Source organism: Type-E symbiont of Plautia stali, assembly GCF_059731115.1.
In genome coordinates, this window is sequence record NZ_AP035906.1 from 3680699 (window position 1) to 3692916 (window position 12218).

A 12218-nucleotide genomic window follows, 5' to 3' on the forward strand; every position below is an offset into this window, starting at 1 on the left:
AAGAAGGATGAATAATCATGAACCTGCGCGCTCTGTTACTGTTGTTTACCATGGCACTAATGCCTGCCGCCCACGCCGCTAATTCGCTGATGATTTGGCCAATCGACCCAGCCATTAACCCTGATGAGAAAGCCAGTGAGTTGTGGCTGGAGAACCGTGGGAATGCCACCACCATGATGCAGGTGCGCATCTTTAGCTGGCTGCAAGTGGGCGGTCAGGAACAGTATCAAACTCAGCAGCAAGTGGTCGCCAGCCCGCCAATGGTGCGCCTCGAACCGGGTCAGAAACAGCTGGTGCGCCTGATTAAGCAGGGCGCGCCGCAAGCGGGACGCGAAATGTCCTATCGCGTGGTGCTGGATGAAATCCCCACGCCGCGCACGCCCGGCGAAAATCAGGCGGGATTAACCTTCCAGATGCGCTATTCGGTGCCGCTGTTTGTCTACGGCAGCGGCGTGACCAGCGACAGTGCGAAGCCGCAACTGAGCTGGCAGCAGGTGGACAGTGGTGGCAAGCGCTGGCTGGAGCTCACCAACCGTGGCAATGGCCATGCGCGGCTGAGTAATGTCACCATTGGTGGCCGCCGCCTGGGCAATGGCCTGTTTGGCTATGTGCTGGCAAACAGCAGTAACCGCTGGCCATTAACCAGCAGCGTGAGCGGTGAGCTGTCCGCAGAAGTGAATAAAGGGCACTGGAGCAGCGCGGCCGCGCGTTGATGACGTTTTCGCTGCATCCATGCACGTTGGCAGTGGCTAGCGTGCTATGCCTGTTACCTCAAATCAGTAGCGCGGAGACCTTTTCCGAGCTACCACCGCCCCCTGCGCTGGAGAACAACGCCAGCGGTCAGCAGTACATGCTGGAGCTGGTGGTGAATCAGAACGCGCGCGGCGATATCGTGCCGGTGGAGCGTAAAAACGGCGACTTTTGGCTGCGCAATGGCGATTTACAGCGTGCCGGTATCCCTGCGGAGAAACTCCAGGGCGAGCAAATCGATGTGAATCAACTTGCGGAGGTGAAAGCAGAATATGACGAGCGCCGTCAGCGCCTGTTGCTCACCGTTCCACCCGCCTGGCTGCCCGGCCAGGTGATCGGTAAAGATCAGCGCGGCCCTCGCTATCCGGGGCGAGCCAGTAACGGTGCGCTGCTCAATTACGACTTCTACGCCACCCGTAAGGATAATGCCGGATCGCGCCTGTCGAGCTGGAATGAGCTGCGCGTGTTTGGTCCCAGCGGGCAATTCTCCACCAATGGCGTCTACACCCAACAACTGGAAGGCGGTGTCAGCGGTCAGCAAGAGGGATACATTCGCTACGATACCTGGTTCAGCAATGAAGATGAGAACGATGCAATTAGCTGGCGCGCCGGGGATCTGGTCACCGATGCGCTGAGCTGGAGTAACAGCGTGCGTCTGGGTGGCGTGCAGATTGCGCGTGATTTCAGCGTGCGACCGGATTTGGTCACTTACCCGCTACCGGCGTTTTCCGGCCAGGCCGCAGTACCTTCTTCCGTCGATCTGTTTATTAACGGTTATCGCAGCACGCAAGCCAATGTGCAGCCGGGTCCGTGGTCGCTGACCAATGTGCCGTTCGTCAATGGCGCGGGCGATGCGGTGATCACCACCACCGATGCCGTGGGGCGCCAGGTCACTACCACGCTGCCGTTTTATGTCTCCAGCAGCCTGCTGCGACAGGGTTTGTCGGATTACTCCTTCTCAGCCGGTGCTATTCGTGAAAACTACGGACTGGAGAACTTTGACTATGGCGCAGCAGCAGCCAGCGGCTCTTATCGTTATGGGTTAACCGACTGGCTGACGCTGGAGAGCCATGCGGAAGGCAGCGACAGCGTGGCCACCGGCGGCGCAGGGGGACTGGTGAAGCTCGGCAGCTGGGGCGTGGTCAATGGTGCGCTGGCACAAAGTCAGATGGAAGGTAAACCCGGCACGCAATACAGCTGGGGTTATCAGTACAACAACAGCTGGTTCAGTATCGGCACCCAGCATGTGTTACGCACCGCCGATTACGGCAATCTGGCGCTGGTCGGCAGCCGGGGCGACAGCGCCAACACCAGCTACTCACTAGCGCGACGCAGCGCGCAGTACACCGCCAGCGTGTCACTCAATCAATACGGCAGTCTGGGCCTGGCCTACTTTGATATTGCCGGCGGATCGGGCGATCGCACCCGTTTATGGAACCTGTCCTGGAGTAAAAACCTGTGGGGTAACAGCAGCCTGTATATCTCCGCCAGCCGCGATCAGGAACAGGGCGACTGGAGCGGTGCCATCTCTTTGGTGATCCCATTCGGCGAGCAGAGCAGTGCTTCGGTGAGCTACGAGCGCGATCAGCAGGGCAACAACAATCAGCGCCTCTACGTGTCACGCGCCATGCCGACCGATGGTGGCTTTGCGTATGATGCGGCCTGGGCCAATCAGGGTGGCGACAGCGGTGATTACCGCCAGGCAAGCCTGCGCTATCGCAATAACAAAATCGACACCTCTGCCGGGTTCTACGGCGATAACGATAACACCACGCAGTGGGCCGATTTCACCGGTTCGCTGGTGCTGATGGATAACCGCGTGTTTGCCGCCAACGACATCAATGATGCGTTTGTGGTGGTGAAAACCGATTACCCGGATGTCACCGTGCGCTATGAAAACCAGGCAATGGGACGCACTGATAATCAGGGCTATTTGCTGGTGCCATCGATCAGCAGTTACTACGGCGCAAAATACGATATCGATACCCTGGATTTACCGGTTGACCGCACCGCACCAAAGGTGGAACAGCGTTTTGCGGTGAAACGGAAAAGTGGTTACCTGCTGAACTTCCCGGTGGAACGTCTGCGTGCCGCCAGCGTGGTATTGCACGATAAACAGGGGCAACCGTTGCCGATCTCCAGCCAGGTGTTGCGCCCGAATCAGGGTACGGAATATATCGGATGGGATGGCATTGTCTGGATGGAGAATCTGAGCGCTGAAAACCCAATTCATGTCGTGACGCCTGATGGGCGCAGTTGTGATACCACGCTGACCATTGCGGACGGCCAGCCAAAAGCGCTGAAGACCTACGGTCCGCTGACGTGCGATCTGCCGCCGCCGTCGCCGGGTTCGGCGGTCAGCACGGCCAATAATTCACAGTCAGGAATTTCACCATGAGAAAGATTTTTTTGCTGCTGGCGCTGTTTATCTTGCCGGGCACCAGTTATGCGCTTTGTAGTTTATCGGCCCCAACGGCGACCTTTGGCTCCGTGACGACATTCGCGGTGGGCTCCACGGTGCAGAACACCTCCAGCACCACCAACGTCAACTGTGGGTCAGGTACGTTGTCGTTGCTGGGCACCGATAACGTCACATACGCCTTCACCACTGCGACCTATCTCAGCGGCACGCGGGCGGTGTTGAAAAGTTCCAGCACCGGTACCGACAGCATTCCCATTCAAATGTGCATCGACAGCGCCTGCGCTACGGAATTGCAGCAGGGCGGCAGCTATCGCTGGAGCTCGGCTTTACTGCTTGGGCTGGGGAACAGCCTTAACTTTAATATTCCGCTCTATTTCCGCACCCTGACGGGACAGGTGATTGCAGCCGGCACTTACACCACGACGATAACCATAACGGTGAGTTATACGGTGTGCGCGGGTTTGAACGTAGCAGGTTTGTGCGTAGGAACAGTGCAAACCAGTACCGGCACCGCCATGCCGATTACCGTTAACCTGGTTGTGACCAACGACTGCACCACCATCACCGCGCCTAACGTGAGTTTTGGCAGCGCACCGCTGGTGGGGAGTTTCTCCACGGTGCAGCAGACCATCAACGTGGTGTGTTCTAAAGGCAGCACTTTCACTGTGGGGTTGAGCAATGGCAGCTACTACAGCGGCACCACGCGCCAGATGGCGAGCGGGACTAACCGGCTGGCTTATGACATTTATAAAGGCACCACCACCACGACACGCTGGGGACCGACCGGCACTGACCGCTGGAGTAGCGCCAGCGCCACCTCCCTGAACGCGGATCTGGTAACGCGCAACTTCACCTATACAGCGCAGATTCTGACGACGCAGAATACGCCAGCGGCGGGGAGTTATACGGATAGCGTGGTGGTGGATCTGTCGTTTTAGGCAGGGCATGAGCGACGATGTCGCTTGTTAAGAGGCACGATGATTGCGTTTCACTGCGCCATACCCACATATCTGCATAAACAAAAAAGCAGCCCCTTCAACAAGGGGCTGCTTTACTCGAATCGCTTCTTAACGGGCTGATATGAGGCCCGTTGTCAGCCAGGGCGTTACAGCGAAGCTCCCACCGGCGTGCCGCCATGGCGCGCCTGATACTGTTTCACCATGCGGCCAATCAGCAGCGTCCCGATCAATCCGCACACCGCCGCGAATGACAACCACACGCCGGGCATCGCTTTATCACCCGTGGCATGGATCAGGTAGCTTGAAACTGCTGGCGTGAAGCCACCAAACAGCGCGGTCGCCAGGCTATAAGCCAGTGAGAAGCCGGTGGCGCGCACTTCAGCCGGCATAATTTCCGCCAGATAGACCACCATCGCACCGTTATAGCTGGCATACAGGAACGATAACCACAATTCCGCTTCCACCAGATGCGCAAAGGTGGGCGATCCCACCAGCCAGTGCAGCACTGGCCAGGTGGTAAGAATCATCAGGATAGTAAAAGTGATCAGCAGCGGGCGGCGTCCTATGCGATCCGACAGCGAGCCCATGACCGGCAACCAAATCAGGTTAGAGATGCCGACAAACAGCGTCACCATAAAGCTCTGCTCGTCGCTCATCATCAACACGGTTTTGCCAAAAGTCGGGGTGAAGGCGGTGATCATGTAGAACATCACCGTGGTGGTCACCACCATCAGCATCCCCGCCAGTACCAATGCCCAGTTCTCACCGACCGAGCGCATAATCTGTCCCATGGAAGGATGCTGCTTGCGCTTGCTGAACGCTTCGGTTTCTTCCAGCATGCGGCGGATCCAGAACAGGAACGGCACAATCATACAACCGACCACGAACGGAATACGCCAGCCCCATTCGGTGACCGCATCCTTCGCCAGCAGATGATTAAGACCGAGGCCAAGCAGCGCCGCGAAGATCACCGCGACCTGCTGACTGCCGGACTGCCAGCTGACATAGAATCCTTTGCGTCCTTTTGGCGCCACTTCAGACAAATAAACCGACACACCGCCCAACTCCACGCCCGCAGAAAAGCCCTGCAGCAAACGACCCAGCAGAATCAGAATCGGTGCGGCGGCACCCAGGGTGGCATAGCCCGGCACCAGGGCGATGGTAAGCGTACCCAACGCCATCAAGCCCAGCGTCAGCAACAGTCCTTTACGGCGACCGTGGTGGTCGATGTAGGCACCGAGAATAATCGCGCCGAGCGGACGCATCAGGAAGCCCGCACCAAAGGTCATCAGCGTGAGCATCAATGAAGCAAAGGGATCATCTCCGGGGAAAAAGGTTTTGGCGATCGCCGTAGCGTAATAGCCAAACACCATAAAATCGTACATCTCAAGAAAGTTACCGCTGGTAACGCTAAAGATGGTTTTGGCCCCGCCTTGCGATGGCTTTTGTAAAGACTGACTCGCGCTCATATTGTCCTTCCTGGGTTTTTCTTCCGTTGTAGCGGGTTGCGCCAGGAATAGATGTGATCCGCTTCACCATTGCAGTTTACAAAAGTGAGACCAAAAGTAACAAGAAATTAACATTGACGGCGGGAGCAAATAAAAAGGGCCGCTATCGATAACGGCCCTTGTGAGCGATAAGAGGGGGTGATTTATTTCTTCACCGTCTCCATGCCCATCAAACCAATCTTCAGATAACCCGCTTCGCGTAACTGATCCATCACGCTCATCAGGGTTTCATAATCCACAGACTTATCCGCCTGGAAGAAGATGGTGGTGTCTTTCTTGCCTTCGGTCTGCGCCGTCAGCGCATTCACCAGCGTCTCTTTGGTGACCGCATCGTTGCCGATATAGATCTGTTTATCTTCCTTAATAGAAAGATAAACCGGTTTTTCCGGACGCGGTTGCGGTGCGCTGGTGGACGCAGGCAGATTAACGCGCACATCCACTGTGGCTAATGGCGCGGCGACCATAAAGATGATCAGCAGAACCAGCATAACGTCGATAAACGGCGTCACGTTGATTTCATGCATTTCGCCATCGCCTACCGAGTCATCGTTTAAACGCATCGCCATAATACTTATCCTACGCGCAGTTTCTGTGCCGCCGTCGGACGGGTCGCTTCTTTCGCGGTGTCCACATTGCCGAGATCCAGATCGCGGCTCTGCAGCAGCATCACCTGCGCCGCAACATCACCCAATGAGGCTTTGTAGCTGGCAATCATGCGCGCGAAGACGTTGTAGATAACCACAGCAGGAATAGCAGCAACCAGACCAATCGCGGTCGCCAGCAACGCTTCTGCGATGCCCGGCGCCACAACAGCGAGGTTGGTGGTCTGGGTTTTAGCGATACCGATAAAGCTGTTCATGATGCCCCAAACGGTACCAAACAGACCGATGAAGGGTGCAACAGAACCGATGGTAGCGAGGAAGCCGTTACCGCGACCGGCATGACGGCTGAATGCCGCAACGCGACGATCAAGGCGGAAGCTGGTACGTTCCTTAATGCCATCAAGGTCTTCGGTACCTGCAGAGAGTTCCAGCTCATTCTGCGCATCGTTCAGCAACACCGCACTGTGGCTGTTACTTTTAAAGCTTTCAGCGGCGCGGTAAGCATCATTAAGCGAACGCGCTTCGCCCAGCGCCTGCTGTTCGCGTTTCAGGCGACGTTTCGCCCCGCTCAGCTCAGCAAACTTGCCGAAGAAAATCGCCCAGGTGACAACCGAGGCCAGTAACAGGCCAATCATCACCACTTTTACCACGATATCGGCATGCTGATACATGCCCCAAACGGAGAGGTCCGTTTGCATCAAATCACTGGCTACCACGCTGCGTCTCCAACTTCTGTTGCACAGTTCACGATTGAAGCGCGGATCATAGCAAAAAAATTGACCGAAGTGATAGTAGTTCTCATTACTATTTACAAACGATTTATGCCTCAATTTCCAACAATCTTTGTGGTTTTTATGGATGCGCTGGCTGATGTTTTACAAATGTGACCTAAACTGAAAATTTATTAAAACATCGTTTCAAAATGTGATGTATTTCATCCAATCAACATTTGACCAGTTTTTCGCCAGCGCAATTTCACTATTCTGAGCCAGCCCTTCCCGATTGTGGTGTGCCTGACACCGCTAATGATCATCAAGCTGGAGCAATAATAATGACCTCTAAAAAACGACTCACGATTGCAATCTCTTCTCTGGTTATGCTGCTGGCGAGTGGTGCTCACGCCAAAGTGTTAAAAGTCGCGGAAGTACAGCCCGCCGGTTATCCCACTGTGGTCGCGCTGCAGCATATGGGCGATAAGTTAAAAGAAGCGACGCAAGGACGATTAGAGTTGAAGGTTTACGCTGGAGGCGTGCTGGGCGATGAGGATCAAACGCTGCAGCAGGTTCAGCTCGGCGCGATTGACATGATTCGCGTCTCGCTGGCCCCGGTGACCACCATCGCCCCTGAAACCAGTGTGCTAACCCTGCCCTATGTGTTCCGCGACGAAGACCACATGCACAAGGTGCTGGATGGCGATGTCGGCAAACAGATTGTCGAAAAATTCGATAACGATCCCCGCACGCGCATGGTGTTCCTCGGCTGGACCGACGCGGGCACACGCAACATGATCACCAAAAAACCTCTCACCAAACCCGAAGATTTACAGGGGATGAAAATTCGCGTGCAGAACAGTGCCATTTCACTGGCCACGCTGAAAGCGATGGGTGCCAATCCTGTGGCAATGGGCGTCAGCGAAGTGTTTAGCGCCATGCAAACTGGCGTGGTCGATGGCACAGAGAACAATCCACCGACGTTTGTCGCCCACAACTATCTGCCCGTGGCGAAGTACTACACCCTGAGCGGCCACTTTATTCAGCCGGAGATGATCCTGTTCTCTAAAGCTTCGTGGGGACGGCTTTCCGCAGAAGATCAGGCGCTGCTGAAGAAACTCGGCAAGGAAGCGCAGGATGAAGAGCGCCAGCTGTGGGCCACTTACACCGCCCAGTCAGTGCAGAAAATGAAAGCCGGCGGCGTGACATTCCAGGACACCAACCGCGATTACTTTATGAAAGCCACGCAACCGGTGCGCGACCAGTTTGGCGGCAATTATCAGGATCTGATGAAACAAATTGCGGATGTGAAATAACCCTCTCAGCGCCGCGCGACCACGTGGCGCCTTGCTCAGGTAACGAAGCATGAATGCATATTCCCGTTTGATGGATGGGCTCTATTTGTTGTGCATGGGCATCGCGGCGGTAGCCCTGTTGATTATGGTCGCGGTGATACCCATCGGTATTTTCGCGCGCTATGTGCTGAATGGTGCCCTCTCATGGCCGGAGCCGGTCGCTATCGTCTGCATGATCATCTTTACCTTTATTGGTGCGCCCGTCGGATTGCGGGCAGGCACACACATTTGTGTGTCGATGGTGACCGATCGCCTCTCTGAGGCTGCACAAAAATGGGCACAACGGCTGTGCAACCTGCTGCTGATCGTGGTGTGCTTAATCCTGCTGCAGGCCAGCTACAGCTTGTGTGAGGCCATGTGGATTCAACCGCTGGCGGCCTTGCCTGCTGTGACGTATGGCGAAATGTATCTGCCCATTCCTATCGGCGCGCTGTTTACGCTGCTGTTTGTGATCGAGCGAATACTGAATGGCGATCAAAGTCAGCGTCCGCTGGTGACGCTGGGCGGCACACACTAAATTCGGAGCACTAAAATGGATGCTTTCATTCTGGTTGGTAGTTTGGTGTTGCTGCTGTTGGTCGGCTTTCCGGTGGCCTTTGCCGTCGGATTTGCTGCCTTTATTGGCGCCTGGTGGATCGATTTGCCATTGGAAGCCGTGGTGATTCAGATCACCAACGGGGTCAACAAATTTTCACTCCTCACCATTCCGTTCTTCATTCTGGCCGGGGCGATCATGGCCGAGGGAGGGATTGCCCGACGCCTGGTAAACTTTGCCTATATCTTCGTCGGTTTTATCCGCGGGGGCTTGTCGTTGGTGAATATCGTGGCGTCGACATTTTTTGGCGCGATTTCAGGATCGTCAGTGGCCGATACCGCCTCGATCGGATCGGTGATGATCCCGCAAATGGAGCAAAAAGGTTATCCGCGAGATTTTGCCGCCGCCGTGACCGCCAGCGGTTCGGTGCAGGCGGTGTTAACGCCGCCCAGCCATAACTCCGTGATCTACTCGCTGGCCACCGGTGGCGTCGTTACCATATCCTCGTTGTTTGTTGCGGGTATTATCCCCGGGCTGATGCTGGGATTCTGTTTGATGGTGATGTGCCTGGCGTTCGCACGCAAGCGCGGTTATCCCAAAGGCGAAGCCATTCCGTTGCGTCAGGCGGTGAAAATCTTCTTCGATGCGTTCTGGGGACTGTTTACCATCGTCATTATTTTGGGCGGTATTCTTTCCGGCATTTTTACCGCTTCGGAATCCGCTGCGATCGCCTGCCTGTGGGCGTTTTTTGTCACGATGTTCATCTATCGCGATTTCAAATGGAATCAGCTGCATATTCTGGTGTTTCGTACCATCAAAACCGTCACCATTGTGATGGTATTGATTGCCTTTGCGGCGGGCTTTGGCGCAGTGATGACCTTTATGCAACTGCCGACCATGATCACCGATGCCTTCACCAGCATCTCTGATAATAAATACGTGATTCTGATGTGCATCAACGTGTTACTGCTGGTGATCGGCACCTTGATGGACATGGCCCCTATTATTCTGATTTTAACCCCTGTCTTGCTGCCCGTTGCCACCAGTCTGGGCATCGATCCTGTGCATTTTGGCATGATTATGATGACCAACCTGGGTATCGGTCTGATTACCCCGCCGGTCGGTACCGTGCTGTTTGTTGCCAGCGCCGTCAGTAAACAGAAAATTGAGCAAGTGGTGACGGCCATGCTGCCCTTCTACGTCACGCTGTTTTTCATCCTGATGCTGATCACTTACGTGCCCGCGCTATCGCTTTGGCTGCCGCATGTCATGGGTGTGATGTAACGCGAAATCGCAGGGACGCGCTTTTGCCCGGCCAATTCATCGACTGACTCCGATAATCCGCAATCAGGGTCAACCCACTGCGGTGTTTCGTGGTAACGTGGATGTTTTGTGGTAAGTGTCAGGAAAGGCAGTGATGGCAACGAATAAAATTGATACCACGCTGGTTAGCGCGGGACGAAGCAAACGTTACACTCAGGGCTCAGTTAACAGCGTCATTCAGCGCGCATCTTCACTGGTTTTTGACACGGTTGCTGACAAAAAACGGGCGACGGCAGGTCGTGCATCGGGCGAGCTTTTTTATGGTCGCCGTGGCACCCTCACCCACTTCTCGCTGCAAGACGCCATGACCGAACTGGAAGGCGGCGCGGGTTGCGCGCTGTATCCGTGCGGTGCAGCGGCAGTATCTAATGCGATTATCTCTTTTGTCGAAGCGGGCGATCACATTCTGGTGAGCGGCGCCGTGTATGAACCAACGCAAGATTTCTGCACCAAAATTCTCAGTAAGCTGAATGTCACCACCACGTTCTTTGATCACTGCATTGGCAGCGAAATCAGTGAACTGATTCAGCCGAACACGCGCGTGGTATTCCTCGAATCTCCCGCCTCCATCACCATGGAAGTGCAGGACATTCCCGCCATCGTCGCCGCCGTGCGTGCGAAAGCGCCCGACGCGATCATCATGATTGATAATACCTGGGCGGCGGGCGTGTTGTTTAACGCGCTGGAGCATGGCATCGATATTTCGATTCAGGCGGGCACCAAATACATTATTGGTCACAGCGATGCGATGATTGGCACCGCCGTCGCCAATGAACGTTGCTGGCCGCAGCTGCGTGAAAATTCGTACCTGATGGGCCAGATGGTGGATGCCGATACAGCGTATATGGCCAGTCGCGGCTTGCGCACACTCGGTACGCGTTTGCGCCAGCATGAAGAGAGCGGTTTGCAGGTCGCCGAATGGCTGGCCGCTCAACCGGAAGTGGCGCGCGTCAACCATCCGGCGCTGGCGCAGAGTAAAGGTCATGAATTCTGGCAGCGCGATTTCAACGGCAGCAGCGGACTGTTTTCCTTCATCCTGCATGAAAAATTGAGCCATGAGCAGCTGGCGAATTACCTCGATCACTTCCACCATTTCAGCATGGCTTATTCCTGGGGTGGCTATGAATCCCTGATTCTGGCCAACCAACCGGAAGAGCTGGCGGAGATTCGTCCGGCAGGCGGTATCGATTTCGACGGTACGCTGGTGCGTTTGCATATTGGTCTTGAACACGTTGATGACCTGCTGAACGACCTGAAAGCGGGCTTTGCGCGCTTAAAACAGTAAATATTTAAACAAAACCTAAACCATTTCGTGTCGCATCGGTGAGATCAACGTCTGCGATGCCACAGATGGTTAAAATAGAATCCTTGTGACTCGATGGGATAGCAGATGGGTGTTTTACATGAGATTGTTCACGCGCTCTGGCATCAGGATTTTGCCGCGCTGGCCAATCCGGATGTCGTGTGGATTGTCTACGGCGTGATGTTTTTAACGCTGTTTCTGGAAAACGGTTTGTTGCCTGCCTCTTTTCTGCCGGGTGACAGCCTGTTGCTGCTCGCAGGCGCCATGATTGCCAAAGGCGTGATGGATTTCGTGCCCACCATGGTGATTCTGACCACTGCCGCCAGCCTGGGTTGCTGGTTGAGTTATTTACAGGGGCGATGGCTGGGCAATACGCGGATGGTCAAAAGCTGGTTGATGCATTTGCCGGCGCAATATCATCAGCGCGCCTGGAATCTGTTTAACCGCCACGGTTTGATGGCGCTGCTGGTCGGGCGTTTCCTGGCGTTTGTTCGTACCTTGCTGCCGACCATGGCGGGCATTTCGGGTTTACAGAATGGGCGCTTCCAGCTGTTTAACTGGCTGAGCGGCGCGCTGTGGGTCGGGATTGTGGTCGCCATGGGCTATGGCATCAGTCAGGTGCCGTTTATCAAGCGTCACGAAGATCAGGTGATGGCGGTGCTGATGGTGCTGCCGATGGTGTTGCTGTTTGTCGGTCTGACCGGCAGCATCGTGGTGATCTGGAAAAAACGCCGCCAGAAAACGAGCTAAT

The 12218-nt window shown here is 55.3% G+C and carries 11 protein-coding genes; 8 read left to right on the top strand and 3 right to left on the bottom strand.

Annotated elements, in window-relative coordinates; all coding sequences use genetic code 11:
* Nucleotides 1-14 precede the first annotated feature (14 nt).
* The 3 genes from AC6I8L_RS16840 to AC6I8L_RS16850 are packed head-to-tail and all read left to right on the top strand — an operon-like array spanning nt 15 to nt 4110.
* Nucleotides 15-713, top strand: coding sequence for a fimbrial biogenesis chaperone (locus AC6I8L_RS16840; protein WP_201785692.1), 699 nt, complete (start codon nt 15-17; stop codon nt 711-713).
* Nucleotides 710-3148, top strand: a complete 2439-nt coding sequence (locus tag AC6I8L_RS16845; RefSeq protein ID WP_201785691.1) for a fimbria/pilus outer membrane usher protein — start codon at nt 710-712, stop codon at nt 3146-3148. Before AC6I8L_RS16840 ends, AC6I8L_RS16845 begins: the two co-directional genes overlap by 4 nt.
* Nucleotides 3145-4110 (top strand): Csu type fimbrial protein, encoded by a 966-nt coding sequence (locus AC6I8L_RS16850; RefSeq protein ID WP_058961920.1) that lies wholly within the window; start codon nt 3145-3147, stop codon nt 4108-4110. The genes AC6I8L_RS16845 and AC6I8L_RS16850 overlap by 4 nt, the downstream gene beginning before the upstream one ends.
* A gap of 167 nt (nt 4111-4277) precedes the next feature.
* Here the strand turns inward: AC6I8L_RS16850 and AC6I8L_RS16855 are convergent, their stop codons facing one another.
* The 3 genes from AC6I8L_RS16855 to exbB form a co-directional block, all read right to left on the bottom strand.
* Nucleotides 4278-5600 (bottom strand): MFS transporter, encoded by a 1323-nt coding sequence (locus AC6I8L_RS16855; RefSeq protein WP_058961921.1) that lies wholly within the window; start codon nt 5598-5600, stop codon nt 4278-4280.
* Between the two features lie 182 nt (nt 5601-5782).
* A complete protein-coding gene (gene exbD / locus AC6I8L_RS16860; protein WP_034828432.1) occupies nt 5783-6205 on the bottom strand; it encodes a TonB system transport protein ExbD in 423 nt (140 codons plus the stop codon).
* A gap of 5 nt (nt 6206-6210) precedes the next feature.
* A complete protein-coding gene (exbB, locus tag AC6I8L_RS16865) occupies nt 6211-6939 on the bottom strand; it encodes a tol-pal system-associated acyl-CoA thioesterase (protein ID WP_072017041.1) in 729 nt (242 codons plus the stop codon).
* 353 nt (nt 6940-7292) lie between these two features.
* Between exbB and AC6I8L_RS16870 the strand changes: the two genes are divergently transcribed.
* From AC6I8L_RS16870 to AC6I8L_RS16890, 5 genes are all read left to right on the top strand, one after another.
* Nucleotides 7293-8267 carry a TRAP transporter substrate-binding protein gene (locus AC6I8L_RS16870; RefSeq protein ID WP_058961922.1) on the top strand — a complete coding sequence of 325 codons (975 nt, stop codon included), beginning with the start codon at nt 7293-7295 and terminating at the stop codon, nt 8265-8267.
* A gap of 49 nt (nt 8268-8316) precedes the next feature.
* The gene (locus AC6I8L_RS16875) at nt 8317-8823 is read left to right on the top strand and encodes a TRAP transporter small permease (RefSeq protein ID WP_058961923.1); all 507 of its coding nucleotides are present in this window, start codon (nt 8317-8319) and stop codon (nt 8821-8823) included.
* 15 nt (nt 8824-8838) lie between these two features.
* Nucleotides 8839-10125, top strand: a complete 1287-nt coding sequence (locus tag AC6I8L_RS16880; protein WP_034828425.1) for a TRAP transporter large permease — start codon at nt 8839-8841, stop codon at nt 10123-10125.
* Nucleotides 10126-10258: 133 nt separating this feature from the next.
* Nucleotides 10259-11449 carry a cystathionine beta-lyase gene (metC, locus tag AC6I8L_RS16885; RefSeq protein ID WP_058961924.1) on the top strand — a complete coding sequence of 397 codons (1191 nt, stop codon included), beginning with the start codon at nt 10259-10261 and terminating at the stop codon, nt 11447-11449.
* A 105-nt stretch (nt 11450-11554) separates the two neighbouring features.
* Nucleotides 11555-12217, top strand: a complete 663-nt coding sequence (locus AC6I8L_RS16890; RefSeq protein WP_038644709.1) for a DedA family protein — start codon at nt 11555-11557, stop codon at nt 12215-12217.
* Nucleotide 12218 lies beyond the last annotated feature (1 nt).